The organism is Marinobacter santoriniensis NKSG1 (assembly GCF_000347775.1).
GTDB classification, from domain to species: domain Bacteria; phylum Pseudomonadota; class Gammaproteobacteria; order Pseudomonadales; family Oleiphilaceae; genus Marinobacter; species Marinobacter santoriniensis.
In genome coordinates this window covers 35,693-52,843 of the sequence record NZ_APAT01000018.1, presented here as the reverse complement: position 1 = coordinate 52,843, position 17,151 = coordinate 35,693, and the positions used below count along the sequence as shown (strand labels likewise).

Below are 17,151 nucleotides of genomic sequence, written 5' to 3'. Positions count from 1 at the left end.
CTTGAATGTGTGTCTTTTGAAATTATCCTGTGACTCTGCTTACGGTTACAACCGGCCATAGGGGGTATATCGCTTGAGATATACACCTATAAATACTACATATTGGGGGTATAGATGACAGAACCTGGTGCCGGACGTCTCGGATGCGTGCTCGACAGGATTGATCGCGCCAATCGGCAGGACCCTCATCAAGAGGTGGTGGATGGTCAGTCCCTGCCTCGCGAATATGCCTACAGCCTGCACATGACTCGCTGGCTGTTTGCCATTGAAGAGGCACCCTCCGAGCGCATGCAGATTGCCTGCCGGGCCCAGCACATTGAGCGCTGGCGGCTTCCCCGGAGTGACTATCCGGAAGGTCGGAAGGACTACTATGAATGGCGTCAGGCCTGTGGTCGCATGCACGGCCGCCGGGCCGCGGAGATCATGGCGGAGTGTGGGTGTGCGCCCGACGAATGCGCGCGGGTTGAAACCATTCTGACCAAGCGGGAGTTGCGAAACGATCCCGACACGCAGCTACTCGAGGATGTGGCCTGCCTGGTTTTCCTGGAGCGCTACTTTTCCCGGTTCTACGAGGAAAAGCCGGACTATGATTGGGAAAAGTGGCTGCGAATCGTACGCCGGACCTGGGGCAAGATGTCGCCCCGGGGGCATGAGGCGGCGTTAAAGCTGGCGGGGCAGTTGCCGGAGCACCTGCAAACCTTACTCGGCGAAGCGTTGGCTTAACGATTTTTGGATCGCAGGCGGTGGTGTACAGTCCGGCGGGCAGCCTCGGCCAAAATACGCTGTGAATACTTCCCTGTACGCTCGGCTACGCCATCCATGGCTCCGCACGATTTTGGCCGAGGCTGCCCGCCGAACTGACGCGGCTTCTGGAGGGACCTCTCAGAAAAACAGCTCCTGGAGTCTGGCTCCTGGATCTTTCGCCCTCATGAACGATTCGCCTACCAGAAAGCCATAAATACCCTGGGAAGTCATGGCTTCCACATCCGCTCGCGTCGTGATGCCGCTCTCGGTAATGGTCAGCCGGTCGGAGGAGATCCGTTCGTGCAGGTTGAACGTGGTGTCCAGTGACACGTCAAAGGTGTGCAGATTCCGGTTATTGATGCCCACCAGCGGCGTTTTGAGAGTCAGCGCATCCTCCAGCTCCTCGCCATCGTGGACTTCCACCAGCACATCCAGACCAATTTCGTGAGCAATGCCCTCGAGTTCCTGCATCTGGTCTTTGGTCAGACACGCCGCAATCAGCAGGATGCAGTCGGCACCGATGGCCCGGCTCTCGTATACCTGGTAGGGCGCCACCATGAAGTCCTTGCGGATAACCGGCAGGTTGCAGGCAGCACGCGCGGCCTTCAGGTAGTCCTCATGGCCCTGGAAAAAATCCCTGTCGGTGAGCACGGACAAACAAGCCGCACCGCCTTGCTCATAGCTTTCGGCAATCGCTTCTGGTTCGAAGGGGTCGCGCAGAATGCCTTTGCTGGGGGAGGCTTTCTTGATCTCGGCAATGACAGCGGGCGTGCTCGCTTCAATCCGGTTTCGAAGTGCGTTTGCAAAACCACGGGCGGCGGGTTGATCGCCTGCCATGGCTTTCAGATCGTCGATGGAAACGGTCCGCTTCCGCTCATCAATTTCTTCCCACTTCCGGTCGACGATTTTTCGAAGAATGGTGGGGGTCTTGTCCAGATGTCTGTTGGTCATTAAGGGCCTGCTACAGATACAGAGTATGCGAGAGCCGGTGGGGCTGGGCTTTCCAAAACTGTCTGCAGCCATGGAAGGCTGCAGCCAAGCCCTACAGGGATGTATTTACGGGCGTGTTTTGGAAAGCCCAGTTCCGCCGGGTCGTCCTGCCGAGACGTTGGCAGGGATTATCACATCAAAAACATTGAGAAAAATCGGCCAGCTCGGACATCTTGCCCGCCGCCAGCCCGGAGCCCATGGCATCGAGAGCCATATCCACGCCTTCTTTGGCGTTGCGGGCCAGACCGGCGACATAAATCGCTGCCCCGGCATTCAGTGCAATCATATCCCGGGCCTTCTCGGTAATCTCGTCATGGGTCCGGCCGAAGGCGGCCTTGATCAGTGTCAGTGATTCGTCAGACGTTTCGACGGTCAGGCCCACCAGCGATTGACTCTTGATGCCCAGATCCTCCGGCGTGATGTCGTATTCACTGATCTCGCCATCCTTGAGTTCCGCCACATGGGTCGAACTGGCAAGGCTGATCTCATCCAGTCCGTCCTTGGAATGGACCACCATGATGTGCTCGGCACCCAGACGATGAAGGACTTCTGCCATGGGCCGGCAAAGCTCCCGCGTGAACACGCCGATCAGCTGGCGCTTCACGTCGGCCGGATTGGTCATCGGGCCGAGAATGTTGAAAATCGTCCGGCAACCGAGCTCCCGGCGTGGGCCGATGGCATGCTTCATCGCGCCATGATGGGCCGGGGCAAACATAAAGCCGACGCCGATCTGCTCAACGCAGCGAGCGACTTCCTCCGGTTTCATGTCCAGGTTGATGCCCACTTTCTCGAGAAGGTCGGCGCTGCCGCTTTTCGAAGAGACCGCGCGGTTACCGTGTTTGGCGACGTAGCCACCGGCGGCAGCGACCACAAACGACGCCGCCGATGAGACGTTGAACAGATTGGCGCCGTCGCCACCGGTCCCGACGATGTCCACCAGCGGTTCGGCATTGACGGTGACGGAGGTGGCCAGTTCCCGCATCACCTCGGTGGCGCCGGTGATCTCGTCAATGGTTTCACTCTTCAGGCGCAGCCCCATCAAAAACGCGCCGATCTGGGCATCTGTGGCTTCGCCATTCATGACAATGCGCATGACCTCCTTCATTTCCTCCCGGGACAGGTCCAGGTTGGAGGCAATGCGGTTCAGAGCTTGTTTCATGTCCATGGAAAATCGGCCTCTTTTATTGTGTTCGCAGGAAGTTGCGCAGCAGCTCGTGTCCCTGTTCCGTCATGATGGATTCCGGGTGGAACTGAACGCCTTCGATGGTCAGCGTTTTGTGGCGCACGCCCATGATTTCCTCGACCGACCCATCGTTATTCCGGGTCCAGGCCGTCACTTCCAGGCAATCCGGCAGTGTGTCCTGTTCGATCACCAGGCTGTGGTATCGGGTGGCCTGAAGCGGATTGCTCAGGCCCCGGAAAACCCCCGCATCCTTGTGGTACACCGGCGACACCTTGCCGTGCATGACGTGGCCCGCGCGAACGATGTTGCCTCCGAAGACCTGGCCAATGGCCTGGTGTCCGAGGCAGATGCCCAGGATCGGGAGCTTGCCGGCGAAATGCCGGATCGCCGCCATGGAGATGCCGGCTTCGTTGGGGGTGCAGGGGCCCGGGGAGATCACCAGACGTTCGGGCTGGAGGGCTTCAATCTCTTCAACGGTAATGTCGTCGTTGCGGAAGACACGGACGTCGGCCCCCAGCTCGCTGAGGTACTGCACCACGTTGTAGGTGAAGGAATCGTAGTTGTCGATCATCAGGAGCATACTCTTTCCCTCCGCCTCAGTGGTCGTAGTCGTTGTAGGTCATGGCCACGGCCCGGAAGATGGCTCGGCCCTTGTTCATGGTTTCCTTCCACTCGAGGCGCGGGATCGAGTCGGCGACAACGCCGGCACCCGCCTGTATGTGCAGGGTATTGTCCTTGATAACAGCAGTGCGGATGGCAATAGCCGTGTCCATGTTGCCGTTGAACGAGAGGTAGCCCACGGCACCGCCGTAGACGCCCCTTTTCACCGGCTCCAGTTCGTCGATGATTTCCATGGCGCGGATCTTGGGTGCGCCGCTGAGCGTTCCCGCTGGCAGGGTGGCGCGCAGGACATCCAGGCAACTGGTGTTTTCTTTCAGTCGGCCAGTCACGTTGGAGACAATGTGCATGACGTGGGAATAGCGCTCCACAATCATCTTGTCGGTGACCCGAACCGTACCCGTCTCCGATACCCGGCCGGCGTCATTGCGGCCCAGGTCGATCAGCATCAGATGTTCGGCAATCTCTTTCGGATCCGCCAGCAGTTCCGATTCCAGGGCCCGGTCTTCGGCGTCCGTGGCACCCCGTTTCCGGGTGCCGGCGATGGGGCGTACCGTCACTTCCTCGTCCTCCACTCGGGCCAGGATTTCCGGCGAGGAACCGACAATGTGGAAGTCCTCCAGATCCAGGAAATACATGTAGGGGGAAGGGTTCAGCACCCGCAATGAGCGGTAGAGGTTCAGGGGCGGAGCCTCGAACGGGATCGACATCCGCTGGGAAATCACGGTCTGCATGACATCGCCATCCAGCACGTATTCCTTGATCCGGTCGACAGCGGCTTCGAAGCGCTCCTGGGTGAAGCCGGACACGAAGTCGCTTTCATCAACGCTCTTTCCGCGCAGGTGCTCGGGTGTTCTCGGAGCATTGGCGGTCTGACGGTGCAGCCGGCTTTCCAGTTCGTCGATCCGCTGCTGAGCCTGGTCGTAGGCCCCCTCATCGCTCGGATCCACGTGAACGATGAGGTGCAGCTTGCCCCGGAGGTTGTCGAACACCACGATTTCATCCGACACCATCAACAGAATATCGGGCGTGCCGATCTGGTCCGGCGGACAGGAACGGCGCAGGCGTTTCTCGATGTAACGCACCGTGTCATACCCGAAATAGCCGACAAGGCCGCCGTTGAAACGGGGCAACTCCGGAAGGTCCGGGGCATGGAAGCGCTTCTGGTACTCGTCCACAAACGCGAGTGGATCCTCGACGTCTTCCTGTTCCACAACTGCGCCGTCCCGGCTGACTTCGATACGGTGATCGAACACCTTCAGGACTTCCCGGCTCGGGAGGCCGATGATGGAGTAACGCCCCCACTTTTCGCCACCCTGGACCGATTCGAAGAGATAGGAATAGGGGCCACTGGCGAGTTTGAGGTAGGTGCTCAGGGGGGTGTCCAGGTCCGCCAGGACTTCGCGGTACACAGGAATACGGTTAAAGCCGGCTTGGGCGAGCTCGGAGAATTGCTCGGGTGTCATGTCTGGGTTTCCTGAAATCTGATCTGCATGAGGACGCAATCGCCGGTTGCCATTGCGTCAGGTGTTGCGGCGTCGACACGCACGAAGCAGTCTGCCGCCGGGCCATTCAGCCAGTGCGCCATCGCCACCATCGTGTTGCGCGGGTTGTCAATACGCCTCGCGCTGCAGTCAGATTCAGTCCCTGCACGGCAGGAATCTCCCGATCAGAAGTGTTCACTATAACGTCCTTGCGAGATTACAAAAGCTCGGCAAGCGAATCAACAACCGCGTCCGCTCCGAGGCTGTCCACCGGTCCGCCAAAGTTGTAGCCATATCGCACGGCCACGCAGGGAATGCCGGCTGCGATGGCGGCATTTACGTCGGCGGCGGAGTCTCCCACCATCACCGAGGTCCCCTTGGTACCCCCGAGTTGTTCCATGGCATGGAGCAGCGGTGCCGGATCCGGCTTCTTGACCGGCAGGGTGTCGCCACCAATGCTCAAATCAAACCAATGGTCGAGTCCCATCTGCTCCAGTAGCGGGGCCACGAACTGTTCCGGCTTGTTGGTCACGACCGCCAGACGGCAGCCCTGCTGCCTGAGCTGTGTGAGGCAGTCCTCGACACCGGGATACACCCGGGAATAGCGACCGTTGATGAGGCCATAGTGGTGGTAGAAAATCGTCAGCGCGTCCTTGAACAACGCGTCGTCCGCGGGCCGGGCGGGCTCCCAGTCGGTCTGGCCCGCCAGGGCCCGGCGGATCAGAATGGCGGCACCATTGCCGACCCAGTTCCGCACCTTGTCGATGCCGGCGGGCGAGCGGCCCAGGTGTTCCAGCATCTGGTCGACTGCGGCCGCCAGGTCCGGGGCGCTGTCCACGAGCGTGCCGTCAAGATCGAACAGGGCAACGCCGGGCCAGCGGGCATTGAATAACCCTTTCAGGCTCATCAGCCGATCACCTTTCGGGCCTGCTCGAGCTCTTCGCGCATGGCGTCGATGGTGGCCGAATAGTCGTCGGTATTGAAGATCGCGGACCCGGCAACAAAGGTATCGGCGCCTGCCTCGGCAATCTCCCGGATGTTGTCCACTTTGACGCCACCGTCAATCTCAAGGCGGATATTGTAGTTGCTGGCGTCGATCCGCTTACGGGCGTCACGGAGTTTGTCCAGGGTGCCATGAATGAACTTCTGGCCACCGAAGCCCGGGTTGACCGACATCAGCAGAACCATGTCCAGCTTGTCCATCACGTAATCCATGTAGCTCAGCGGCGTTGCCGGGTTGAACACCAGCCCTGCCTTGCAGCCACCTTCGCGGATCAGTTGCAGGGACCGGTCGATGTGGTTGGATGCTTCCGGGTGGAAGGTGATGTAGCTTGCTCCCGCGTCAATGAACATGCGGATCAGGTCGTCCACCGGCGATACCATCAGGTGTACGTCAATGGGGGCTGTGACGCCGTGTTTGCGCAGGGCCTCACACACCATGGGACCGATGGTCAGGTTAGGCACGTAGTGATTGTCCATCACGTCGAAGTGAACGATGTCGGCGCCTGCGGCCAGCACATTGTCGACTTCCTCGCCCAACCGGGCAAAATCAGCCGACAGGATGGATGGGGCAATCAGATACGGATTCATGCTGTCTCTCTCAATGCGGGTCGGTTTGGAGGATGCTAGTCTACCAGTTTGAATTGTCCTTTTCGCCGCCAAAGAGTCAGGATTCGTGCCTAGAATTCATCGCAGACCGGTAATGTCCGTTTGGGTTGGTTGCATCGTCGGGCTGTTATGGGCGGTGACGGCCCAGGCCCAGTCGTCGGAACCGCCTGCTCAGCCCCAGAGTCAGTCCGCCCAGTCTCAACCCAGAGCGGTTGCCCATGCGGGCTCGGGAGAAGTTGGATTGGCCGGTGAGTTCCCGGACCGGTATCGCGGGCTTGACCTTGAGGAGGGGGGGCAGGTGCCTGCGTTGTATTTTGCCGCCCAGACAGTGCCGGCCAAAGGCGCGATTGTGCTGCTCTCGGATGCGGGACAGGGCGCCGCGAGCGAGTTTGCCCAGGGCCTTGGCAGGCGCCTGTCTGACAGCGGTTGGGCGGTTGTTTCGCTTGGGCTTGAGACGCCTGCTTCCGGTCTGGAACGCCTGCTCGAGGAACCGGGAAAGGCTCCGGGCGGTGCCGATCCGGCCAAGTCGGGCAAAGAATCGGTCATGATCGATGTGATGAAGGGCAAATCACCGGACGATGCCGTTGCCGCGTATCGAACCCGAGTCCTTCAGGCCCTGACCGCGGCTCTCACGTTTGCATCCGATGAGGGGTACAGCCGGCCGGTGCTGGTCGGAGTCGGCTATGGCGCCGGCCATGTCCTGGAACAGGCGGTTGCCCAGCCCGGCACGTCTACGCTGGTGTGGGTGGCTCCGGATTTTTATCCGGCAGATGCGTCGGTATTGCCAGAGACCCTGTCCGGTGCCGGCGGGCTGTCCGTGCTTGAGCTATCTCCGGGAGAAAGGATGGACGAGGCCCGCCGTCGTTCGGTCGCCGTCCGGAAATCCGGCTTCCCCGGTTATTCCCTGCAGCCGGTTGCTATGGCCTCTCCGCCCGGTGAAGCATCGGCGCATGCGGTCGCGAATCGTATTCTGGCCTGGCTGGCCAAGCAGAATCCGTGATTGCGGGCTCAGAGCGGACGCTGGCGCTGTCGGATCAATTCCCAGGCCTGCTGGTAACGCAGTAACTGCTCCTTGGCAAGGCTTAGCTCCCTGGGTGACAGTCGTTGCTGGGCCAGTTTGTCCGGGTGGCATTCGGAGACTTTCTTGCGGTATGCCCGTTTGATGGTGGCCTGAGAATCCCGGCGAGTCACGCCCAGAAGCCGGCAGGCGTCATCGTAGGTTTCCGGTTTTGCCGGGATGTCCGCGGGGCGTATCCAGACTTTACGGGCGTAACTTTCCAGAATGTCGTCACAGATTCCGACCGGCAGCCCGAGTCGGTCAATGGCATCCTCGCAACGGTAGCGCCGGGCCTTGCCGGGTGGTCCTTTGAGTTGCGCTGCGTGGCACAGGCAAACCGCCAGCGTCAGTGCCGGTCTCGGCCAGAGCCGGCTGAAAAGCCGAACAGGCAGTCCGGTCATGTGCGGCAGCGATTTCCTGGTTTTGCCGTCCTGGAACCGTTTGATGGCTTTCCTTCGTTGTCGCGCCGACAGTCCCAGGGCCCGGATCAGTCCCTCTGCGTATGCAATGTCGGCTTCAGTTACCCGGCCGTCGGCACGGGCCACATAGCCCAGGCAGAAAAACAGGCAGCGACGACTCCAGCGGGGCAGTGGCGACTGTTCGAGAAAGCCGGTGGCCTGATGGTTGCAGTCCGTCAGTCGGTTGAGCAGCGTTGAGAAGGTGGCTTCCATGCGGGCCGGCAAGGCCGGATGGCTGGGGTTGCCGCTCATCGCGTCAGTACCTCCCGGCCGAGAGGTGTTGGTCCAGCGCCTGCAATCGCTCCGGAGTGCCAACGTCGACCCACTCGCCACCGTGATAACGCCCTGCAACGCGGCCCTGGGCCATGGCTCTCCTCAGTATCGGTCCGAGCTTCCCGGCACTGTCGTCCAGTCCCTGGAAGAGCTGGCGGTGTAACAGGCTGATGCCGGCAAAGGTCAGCTTCCCGGGGCCGACACTGGCGAGCGTGCCCGAGGGCATCATCCGGAAATCACCGTCGGGGTTATGAGCGGGATTGTCGACCATCACAAGGACTGCGTCCTGGCCTTCGATCGGCTGCAATGCTCCGAGCGGAAAGTCGGTCCAGATATCGCCGTTGATCACCAGGAACCAGTCCGATCCGGTGTTCGTCAGCATTGGCAGCGCGCGGATGATGCCGCCAGCGGTCTCCAGCGGTTCTCCTTCCCGGGAATACTCCAGGTTCAGTCCGAAGCGCTGGCCACTCCCCAGTGTGTTTTCGATACGGTCGCCCAGCCAGGCATGGTTGATCACCACGTCCCGAAAACCGGCCTCCCGAAGATGCTCAAGATGGTATTCGATGAGAGGTTTTCCGCCAGCCGTCAGAAGTGGTTTGGGCGTCGTCAGGGTGAGAGGCCGCATTCGTTCGCCTTTGCCGGCGGCGAGAATCATGGCTTTCACGGGCCGGGCGCCTCCGTGGCTGATGTCCCGAGCTGTTGCTCGATTCTCGGCATGACTGTGACTGATAGCCATTCGTGGAAGTGACGCAGGGCCGGTTGACGTGCGCTGGCGCGGATCAGGTACCCCACGGTGCGGGGAATATCCTTCAGATAGCCGTGTTTGCCGTCGCGAATGGACAGGCGTGCAAAGATACCTGCTGCTTTCAGGTGGCGCTGCATGCCCATCAGCTCAAACCACTGGCGAAAGGTATCGGCATCGGCGTGATGCAGGCCGGCCGTCAGTCCCGACTGACGGAAATATTCCAGCCATTCGCCCAGCTGTGCCTCCGGCCACTCGATGTAGCAGTCCTTAAGGAGTGAGACCGCGTCGTAGGTTACCGGCCCGATAACGGCGTCTTGGAAGTCGATCACTCCGGGGCGTCCGGCCCCGGCGCGGATCAGCAGATTCCTGGAATGATAATCACGATGGACCGTAACCTCCGGCTGAGCCAGAGCACTTTCGCGCAGGAAGGCAAAGGTGGTATCGAGCAGGCAGCGCACGCTGTTGTCCAGCTCCAGGCCCAGTTTCCGTTCCAGCAGCCAGTCGGGAAACAGGGCCATTTCCCGGTCGAGCAGCGCCGCATCGTAGGGTGGAAGTCGATAATCCTCCGGAGACGGCAGCCGCTGGATGTCGATCAGTTCGTCCAGTGCCTGCCGGTAGAGCATGTCGGCGTTGGCGGGATCGTCCAGCTCCCCCAGCATCAGCCGATCGCCAAAGTCCTCGATCAACAGGAAACCCTGGTTGAGGTCTTGCTCCTCGATGGCAGGCACCGCAACGCCCCGGGAGTGCCAATGCCGCGCAATTGCGACGAAGGGTTGGCAATCCTCATGTTCAGGCGGGGCATCCATGACGATAAACGGCGAGCGGCGCGCGTCGGTGGTGCGCCGCCATACCCGGAAATAACGGCGGAAGCTGGCGTCACCCGACACCGGCTCGGCCTCAGCCTCTTCAAAGCCGGGAAACTGCCTGACCCACTGGGTCAGGGATTGCAGGCGTGTGTCCATAAACGGTCTGGTCGTTCCCGATGTAGTTTGTTCTTCAAGCGAAAGTTAGCAGAGGAGTATAAAGCGGGTAAATCCGTTTTACAGCGGCGTTGGCGTTAACAAGGTCGGGGGGCACGTGTAAACTAGGCGGCTCGAATTCAGCATCCGATCACCCATCAACCGGAACAGGAATCCTGCCACCGTGCCATCCACCAGTTGCCGTTCCATGTTGCCGGCCGGCCGCCGACCCGTGAGCCGGACACGCGTGGCCGCGAAAGCGGTCGTGGCGACATTGGGGAGTCTTGCGATGGCGGCGCCGGTTCTGGCGCAGCAGGCAGCGGCTCCGTCCGCAGCGGAAATAGACTGGCGCCCGAAAGCCGATTTGCCGGAGTCGGTTCGCAGCCGGTTACCGGTGTTTTGCGATGGCGGTTATCTGCCCTCAGGCGGAAGTGATCAGCCCGGGGTGTTCGGAGGCGATCAGTCGGACACTTCCGCGCCGCTGGAAGCCAGCGGACTGAATGCTCGTTACGAAATAGACCGCACCCTCCGTCTTGATGGCGATGTGCGTATCCGCCAGGGACGTTTCGAAGTCACCGGTAAAGAGGCCCGGTACGACCAGGCCCAGGGCGAAGTCTCCATTCTGGGGCCACTGGTGAGTCGTGGCGATGGCTTTCTTCTGACCGGAGACACCGCCCGCTACAGCCTGGACAGCGGGCGCTTCGATATTGACGCTGCGACCTTCCTGCTGCACGGACCGGAAATGCGGGGTAATGCCGACAGCCTCTCGCGGGTGAGCGAGAGTGAAGTGGTGATACGGGACGGGTTGTTGACCACCTGTGGCCCCCGTCAGAACGACTGGGCCCTGGTGTCCTCGGACATTCGCCTGGATCGGGCGGAGGGCTTTGGAACCGCAAAGAATGTCCGGCTTGAGGTGCTGGACGTCCCCGTTTTCTATTGGCCCTGGGTCAGTTTTCCCATTGATAACCGACGCAAGACCGGTTTCCTGTATCCACAGTTCGGCTCGTCGAGCGCGGGCAGCGGCGGATTTCTGGCACTGCCGTACTACCTGAACCTGGCGCCGAATTACGACGCAACGCTCACACCCCAGTACATTCATGGTCGCGGCCTGTTCAATGAGGTAGAAGGGCGGTACCTGAGCCAGTACGGGCAGACCGTGCTGCAGCTGGGCTACATCGACAACGATAAGGCCTATGCTGATGCCAATCCCGGCGATAATGGCCAGCGTTGGGCGCTGGATGCATCGACCCGGGCCCGATTCGGCAACGGCTGGACCGGCTACGGGGATTTTTCGGTGGTCAGCGACAACGACTATCTCAGTGATCTGAATCGCAGCCTTTCCATCAGCCAGGCAACGCACCTCAGGCGCCGGGGCGGTTTTCGCTACCGCAGTACCGGCCAGTATTTCGATGCCTTCCTGAACGATTACCAGACCATCAGCAATTATATCGCTGACGTGAATAAACCCTACGCCCAGTTGCCGGAGGTGCTGTATGGTGCCACCGCGGACTTGGGCGGGCTGGAAATGGGGCTTGAGAGTCAGTACACCAATTTTTACCGGGACAACTCCGGCCTGACCGGCCTGGACCGGGCCAATGGACAGCGCTTACGGGCCATTCCCGAGCTGGCAATTCCGATGCGGGCGCCGTGGGGCTTTACCCGTCCTTCCGTCAGCGTTGATTACACCCGCTATGACCTGACCGATTACTCGCTGGGAGACGGCAGCTTTGATCGCACCGTTCCGGTGGCGGAATGGGACAACGGTCTGTATTTCGATCGTCGCTCGGAGTTGTTCGGGGTGCCCTACAACCAGAGCCTCGAACCGCGACTCTACTATGCCTGGGCTGGCGCCCCGAAGGACCAGAACTACATTCCCGATTTCGACACCGCCATCAAGAGCTTCCGTTTCGACCAGCTGTTCGAACCCAATCGGTTCAGTGGTGGCGACCGGGTTGGTGATACCAATCAGATTACCGTCGCCCTGACCAGTCGGATCAACGATCTGGTCACCGGGGCGGAACGGGCCAGGGTCAGCATCGGGCAGGTGCACTATCTCGACGACCGGGAGGTAACCCTGTTCGGCAGCGGCGGCAGCACCCGCAGCGAGTCCCCGCTGGCGGGCGAGGTGGTGCTTAATCCGCTGGACACCCTGGAAATCCGCTCATCAGGGTTGTGGGACCCGAAAACGGGAAGCACGGAGGAAGGGCGGAGTCAGCTGACCTTCCACTCGAAGGATTACCGCTATCTGGCCAGCATCGGCCATACCTACAGCAAGGATTCGCTGGATCAGTCGGATGTGGCGGCGGTTTTTCCGGTTACCGACCGTGTTAGCCTGATTGGCCGCTGGGTTTACGATTCGGTGCTCGACCGGACCGTTGGCTCACTGGCCGGAATTGAATACAACAACTGCTGCTGGAGTGTGCAAGTCGTCCACCAGGGCTATTTCACCGAAGATCAACAACTGGATAATCGCCTGCTGTTCCAGATCCAGCTGAAAGGACTGGGTGGCAGCGGGGGTGCGTCGACACGTTTGTCCGAAGCGATTTACGGTTATGACGAACGGGAAAAACGTCGTTTCGGAACTCCATAAGCCCGGGCCGGACAAAGAATGCCAACGGTGCATGCCACCATTCAATGAAGAGGTGATTATGAGGGCGACCTTTCGCCAGGGTGCAAGAAGTTTCCTGTTGCTGCTGATGCTCGTGCTGTCTGTGACGGCCCACGCTGAGCGTAAGCTGCTCGATCAGGTAGTGGCCATTGTTGACGATGACGTCATTCTTCAAAGCCAGCTTGATGCCAGGATTGAAACCATCGTGAACCGGTTGCAGTCCCAGGGTACCGGGTTACCGCCACGGGACGTTTTGGAGCGCCGCGTACTGGACCAGCTGGTGACCGAATCCATCCAGCTGCAGATGGCCGACAAGATGGGTATGCGGATCAGCGATAATGAGCTGAATGACACCATGACCAACATTGCCAAGCAGAATGGCATGACGCTGGCCGAGTTCGAGCAGCAGCTTGGCGCTGAAGGTGTTACCTATCGACAGGCCCGGGAACAGATCCGCAATCAGATGCTGACCAGCCGGGTACAGCAACGCCAGGTCGGCAACCGGGTCCGTGTCACTGACCGCGAAGTGTCAAATTATCTGGAGGCCAAGCAAAACCAGGGGGCAGACAGTGCCCAATACCATCTGGCCTATATCTTTATCCAGGTGTCGGATCCCGACAACGACGCGGCCGTCAACGCCGCCCGGAAAAAGGCTGAGAATCTGCGTCAGCAGATCGTGAACGGCCGGGACTTCCGAGAGGTTGCCGTGGCGGAGTCGGATGCCAATAACGCTCTCGATGGCGGCGACATGGGCTGGCGGACGGAAAGCCAGTTGCCGTCCCTGGTCGCACCTATTGTACCGAAACTGCCTGTTGGAGAGCCTTCCCGGGTGCTGGAGAACAAGAGCGGCTTTCACCTGGTGATGGTGATGGATAAAAAGGGTGGCAAGGAGAAGCAGCTCGTCGAACAGTATAAGGTGCGACACATCCTGGTGCGTCCGTCCGATGCCCGGACCGACGACGAGGCGGAAGCCCGCATCCGGGACATCTACCAGCAACTGAAGGACGGCGCTGACTTCGAGAAACTGGCGAAGGAGTATTCGGATGACCCGGTCTCCGGTTCCGATGGCGGCAACCTCGGCTGGGTCAGTCGTGGACAGATGGTGCCTGCCTTTGAGCAGGTCATGATCGAGGCGCCCGTGGGTGAATTGGAGGGGCCGTTCCGGTCTCGCTTCGGCTGGCACATACTTCAGGTGCTGGATAAGCGTACGAAAGACGTCAGCAGCGAAATGCGTGAGTCCGATGCCCGCCAGGCGATCTATCGTCGCAAGTTCGAAATCGAATTGCAGAAATGGCTGCAGGAAATACGTGACGAAGCCTTCGTGGAGTTCAAGGGCAAGTATGCCCGGGATGAGAACTCGACAGGCGAGGCAGACCAGTCCTCATGACCAGCGCCGTGACTCTGGCATTGACCGCCGGTGAACCCGGCGGTATTGGTCCGGAGCTGTGCCTGCAGCTGGCGCTTGAACAGCGTCAGGCCGGCATTGTGGTGGTGGCCAGTCCGGACCTGCTGGCGGCCAGGGCAAAGAGCCTTGGGCTGGATGTAGAGCTGCACACCTGGCAACCCGGCGACACCGCTCGTTGTGAGCCCGGCGTGCTCTCGGTTTGGCCCGTGGAAGGATGCTCCGGTCTGGAGCCGGGTGTGACGGATCCGGCCAACAGTCGTTATGTGCTGGACACCCTCGAAACGGCCGCCAGGGCCTGTCTGGATGGTGTTGTGGATGGCATGGTCACCGCACCGGTCCACAAAGGCGTGATCAACGAGGCCGGCATCCCGTTCAGCGGTCACACCGAGTTCCTGCAGGATATGTGCGGGGTGGAGCGGGTTGTCATGATGCTGGCCACGGAGGAACTCCGGGTTGCACTGGCAACCACCCACTTGCCGTTGAGAGACGTGGCCGATGCCATCACACCCGAGCGACTGGCTCAGGTGATCCGGATACTCAACGCCGATCTGAAAACCTTCTTCGGCATTGAGCACCCGCGGATCCTTGTTGCAGGGCTCAATCCCCATGCCGGGGAGGGTGGCCATCTGGGCCATGAGGAAATCGACGTCATCGAGCCGACGCTGGACCGGCTCCGCTCCGAGGGCATTGTGCTCACCGGTCCCATGCCCGCGGACACACTGTTTACGCCGCACTGGCTGGACAATGCCGATGCCGTGTTGGCGATGTATCACGACCAGGGCCTTCCGGTGCTGAAGTTCCAGGGTTTTGGTCGTGCGGTGAACATTACCCTCGGGCTGCCGATCGTGCGCACCTCGGTGGATCATGGTACCGCTCTGGATCTGGCCGGGACCGGTACGGCGGATGCCGGCAGCCTTCACACCGCCATCCGGGTAGGCGAGCACATGGCCCGGTGCCGTCAGGCGGCCAGGCAAGAGAGGTCATCGTGAGCCAGAAAACCGGACATCAGGCAAGAAAACGTTTTGGGCAGAATTTCCTGCACGATCCCGGGGTGATCGAGCGTATCGTGCGCGCAATCAATCCGAAGCCGGAAGACGCCCTGGTGGAAATCGGCCCCGGTCTGGGTGCGATTACCGAGGAAATCCTGACGGTGAACCCTCGGTTGCAGGTGGTCGAGCTCGACCGGGATCTGATACCGGTGCTCCGGACCAAGTTTTTCAACTACCCGGAATTCCGAATCCATGAAGCGGATGCGCTGACGTTCGATTTCAGCCAGTTGATGGAAGGCACCCCGTTGCGAATCATCGGGAATCTGCCCTACAACATCTCGACGCCGCTGATTTTCCACCTGCTGGAGCAGGCGGGCGTGGTGAAGGACATGCATTTCATGCTGCAGAAAGAGGTGGTGCAGCGCCTGGCCGCTGTGCCGGGAGATCGCCATTACGGACGTCTGGGTATCATGGCCCAGTATTTCTGCAAGGTTCAGCCGCTGTTTGAAGTGGGCCCGGGTGCCTTCAAGCCGGCGCCGAAGGTGGACTCCGCCATTGTCCGCCTGGTGCCCCATGACCGGCTGCCTCATCCGGCCAAAGATCTCCGCACGCTGCAGACGGTTGTCCGGACCGCCTTTAACGCGCGCAGGAAGACTCTGCGCAAGGGGCTGGCCGGGCTGATCTCGGCCGAACAGTTGCGTGAACTTGGCATTGATGATGGACTGCGGCCCGAGAATCTTGGCCTGGAGGAGTACGTGCGCATCGCGGATTTCCTGGTCGACCAGACATCCGGATCCGGTAATGAGGGCGGCGATGACTGACTACGCCATCGGAGACATTCAGGGTTGTTACGAGCGTCTCAGGGATGTCCTGGACAGGGTGAGTTTCTCACCCTCCCGGGACCGTCTGTGGGTGGCCGGGGACCTGATCAACCGCGGTCCCGACTCACTTGAGACTCTGCGTTACATAAAGAGTCTCGGTGCCAGTGCCGAGGTGGTGCTCGGCAATCACGATCTGCATCTGCTGGCTGTCGCGCTCGGCGGCCATGCCACCAAAAGCAAGGACACACTGCACGAGATACTGGAAGCGCCGGACTGCGACGATCTCGTGGAATGGCTGCGACGCCAGAGCTTTTGTGTCTACGATGAGCGTCGGGATCTGCTCATGGCACACGCCGGACTGCCGCACATCTGGAGCGTAGGCGAGGCGGTTGCGCTTGCCCGGGAAGTGGAGGCGGTGATCCGAGGCGACGATGCGGAGTATTACTTCAGTCACATGTACGGTAATGAACCGGGCTGCTGGACACCATCACTCGAAGGCATGGACCGGTGGCGGATGATCACCAACTACTTCACCCGGATGCGCTTTATTGCCCGAGATGGCACGCTGGAACTGGCGACCAAGGAATCGGCGGGCAATGCGCCCGAAGGGTTCGAGCCCTGGTTCCATTTCCCCCGTGCCGATCGTGTGCGGGTGATTTTCGGCCATTGGGCCGCCCTCGAAGGCAATACCGGCAGCGAGCGGTTCATCGGCCTGGATACCGGTTGTGTCTGGGGCGGGGCGTTGACGGTGATGAACCTGGATACCGGGGAGAGAATCCACTGTGACTGCTGAGCACGCCCCAACGGAACCCCTGTTACGCTGGCCGCTGGTCACCGGCGCCGGTTTTGCGCTGTTGGCTGTGATGGCTGGCGCATTCGGGGCCCATGGCCTCAGATCCATGGTGAGCGACCGGACACTGGAGGTGTTTCAGACCGCGGTCACCTATCAGATGTACCATGCTCTGGCGCTGGTATTGGTATCCCTGCTGGCCGGTCGGGGACTGTCGAGTCGTCTGCTGGAGTGGGCCGCGCGGTTTTTCCTGGCGGGCATCGTGCTTTTTTGCGGTAGCCTGTATCTGCTGGTGCTGGTTGGAGCGCACTGGTTGGGGCCAGTTACGCCCATGGGCGGTCTCTGTTTTATGGTTGGCTGGGCGCTGCTGATAACGGCCGGCGTCCGGCAACGAGCCGGGCAAAAAGAGGTGTGAGTGC

17 protein-coding genes are annotated in these 17,151 nt (G+C 60.6%); 8 read left to right on the top strand and 9 right to left on the bottom strand.

What is annotated here, in order from left to right; translation table 11 throughout:
• The first annotated feature begins 114 nt into the window (after positions 1 to 114).
• The gene (locus MSNKSG1_RS12465; protein ID WP_040886904.1) at positions 115 to 723 is read left to right on the top strand and encodes a DUF4202 domain-containing protein; all 609 of its coding nucleotides are present in this window, start codon (positions 115 to 117) and stop codon (positions 721 to 723) included.
• A gap of 159 nt (positions 724 to 882) precedes the next feature.
• On the opposite strand, the gene trpC is transcribed toward MSNKSG1_RS12465, so the two are convergent.
• From trpC to rpe, 6 genes are all read right to left on the bottom strand, one after another.
• Positions 883 to 1,695 carry an indole-3-glycerol phosphate synthase TrpC gene (gene trpC / locus MSNKSG1_RS12460; protein ID WP_008939636.1) on the bottom strand — a complete coding sequence of 271 codons (813 nt, stop codon included), beginning with the start codon at positions 1,693 to 1,695 and terminating at the stop codon, positions 883 to 885.
• 175 nt (positions 1,696 to 1,870) lie between these two features.
• Positions 1,871 to 2,899: an anthranilate phosphoribosyltransferase gene (gene trpD / locus MSNKSG1_RS12455; RefSeq protein WP_008939635.1), complete on the bottom strand. Its 1,029-nt coding sequence runs from the start codon at positions 2,897 to 2,899 to the stop codon at positions 1,871 to 1,873.
• A 16-nt stretch (positions 2,900 to 2,915) separates the two neighbouring features.
• Positions 2,916 to 3,497 (bottom strand): aminodeoxychorismate/anthranilate synthase component II, encoded by a 582-nt coding sequence (locus MSNKSG1_RS12450; RefSeq protein WP_008939634.1) that lies wholly within the window; start codon positions 3,495 to 3,497, stop codon positions 2,916 to 2,918.
• A gap of 16 nt (positions 3,498 to 3,513) precedes the next feature.
• Positions 3,514 to 5,001 (bottom strand): anthranilate synthase component I, encoded by a 1,488-nt coding sequence (gene trpE, locus MSNKSG1_RS12445; RefSeq protein ID WP_008939633.1) that lies wholly within the window; start codon positions 4,999 to 5,001, stop codon positions 3,514 to 3,516.
• 235 nt (positions 5,002 to 5,236) lie between these two features.
• Positions 5,237 to 5,926 carry a phosphoglycolate phosphatase gene (locus MSNKSG1_RS12440; RefSeq protein WP_008939632.1) on the bottom strand — a complete coding sequence of 230 codons (690 nt, stop codon included), beginning with the start codon at positions 5,924 to 5,926 and terminating at the stop codon, positions 5,237 to 5,239.
• Positions 5,926 to 6,609, bottom strand: a complete 684-nt coding sequence (rpe, locus tag MSNKSG1_RS12435) for a ribulose-phosphate 3-epimerase (protein ID WP_008939631.1) — start codon at positions 6,607 to 6,609, stop codon at positions 5,926 to 5,928. Before rpe ends, MSNKSG1_RS12440 begins: the two co-directional genes overlap by 1 nt.
• A 112-nt stretch (positions 6,610 to 6,721) precedes the next feature.
• Here rpe and MSNKSG1_RS12430 point away from each other — a divergent pair, with 112 nt between their 5' ends.
• A complete protein-coding gene (locus tag MSNKSG1_RS12430) occupies positions 6,722 to 7,627 on the top strand; it encodes a DUF3530 family protein (RefSeq protein ID WP_040886903.1) in 906 nt (301 codons plus the stop codon).
• A gap of 8 nt (positions 7,628 to 7,635) precedes the next feature.
• On the opposite strand, the gene MSNKSG1_RS12425 is transcribed toward MSNKSG1_RS12430, so the two are convergent.
• From MSNKSG1_RS12425 to MSNKSG1_RS12415, 3 genes are read right to left on the bottom strand one after another with little or no spacing between them, the layout of a single operon-like run.
• Positions 7,636 to 8,394 carry a DnaJ domain-containing protein gene (locus MSNKSG1_RS12425; protein WP_008939629.1) on the bottom strand — a complete coding sequence of 253 codons (759 nt, stop codon included), beginning with the start codon at positions 8,392 to 8,394 and terminating at the stop codon, positions 7,636 to 7,638.
• A 4-nt stretch (positions 8,395 to 8,398) separates the two neighbouring features.
• Positions 8,399 to 9,079, bottom strand: coding sequence for an N-acetylmuramate alpha-1-phosphate uridylyltransferase MurU (gene murU / locus MSNKSG1_RS12420; protein ID WP_008939628.1), 681 nt, complete (start codon positions 9,077 to 9,079; stop codon positions 8,399 to 8,401).
• Complete coding sequence (locus tag MSNKSG1_RS12415) at positions 9,076 to 10,122, bottom strand: aminoglycoside phosphotransferase family protein (protein WP_008939627.1); 1,047 nt, start codon at positions 10,120 to 10,122, stop codon at positions 9,076 to 9,078. Before MSNKSG1_RS12415 ends, murU begins: the two co-directional genes overlap by 4 nt.
• Positions 10,123 to 10,408: 286 nt before the next feature.
• On the opposite strand from MSNKSG1_RS12415, the gene MSNKSG1_RS12410 reads away from it, so the two are divergent.
• From MSNKSG1_RS12410 to MSNKSG1_RS12385, 6 genes are read left to right on the top strand one after another with little or no spacing between them, the layout of a single operon-like run.
• On the top strand, positions 10,409 to 12,709 hold the full coding sequence (locus MSNKSG1_RS12410) for an LPS-assembly protein LptD (RefSeq protein WP_008939626.1): 2,301 nt from the start codon (positions 10,409 to 10,411) through the stop codon (positions 12,707 to 12,709).
• 58 nt (positions 12,710 to 12,767) lie between these two features.
• Positions 12,768 to 14,114: a peptidylprolyl isomerase gene (locus MSNKSG1_RS12405; RefSeq protein ID WP_040886917.1), complete on the top strand. Its 1,347-nt coding sequence runs from the start codon at positions 12,768 to 12,770 to the stop codon at positions 14,112 to 14,114.
• On the top strand, positions 14,111 to 15,121 hold the full coding sequence (gene pdxA / locus MSNKSG1_RS12400; protein ID WP_008939624.1) for a 4-hydroxythreonine-4-phosphate dehydrogenase PdxA: 1,011 nt from the start codon (positions 14,111 to 14,113) through the stop codon (positions 15,119 to 15,121). The genes MSNKSG1_RS12405 and pdxA overlap by 4 nt, the downstream gene beginning before the upstream one ends.
• A complete protein-coding gene (gene rsmA, locus MSNKSG1_RS12395; RefSeq protein ID WP_008939623.1) occupies positions 15,118 to 15,942 on the top strand; it encodes a 16S rRNA (adenine(1518)-N(6)/adenine(1519)-N(6))-dimethyltransferase RsmA in 825 nt (274 codons plus the stop codon). Before pdxA ends, rsmA begins: the two co-directional genes overlap by 4 nt.
• Positions 15,935 to 16,735, top strand: a complete 801-nt coding sequence (locus tag MSNKSG1_RS12390) for a symmetrical bis(5'-nucleosyl)-tetraphosphatase (RefSeq protein WP_040886916.1) — start codon at positions 15,935 to 15,937, stop codon at positions 16,733 to 16,735. The genes rsmA and MSNKSG1_RS12390 overlap by 8 nt, the downstream gene beginning before the upstream one ends.
• Complete coding sequence (locus MSNKSG1_RS12385) at positions 16,725 to 17,147, top strand: DUF423 domain-containing protein (protein ID WP_008939621.1); 423 nt, start codon at positions 16,725 to 16,727, stop codon at positions 17,145 to 17,147. The genes MSNKSG1_RS12390 and MSNKSG1_RS12385 overlap by 11 nt, the downstream gene beginning before the upstream one ends.
• Positions 17,148 to 17,151 lie beyond the last annotated feature (4 nt).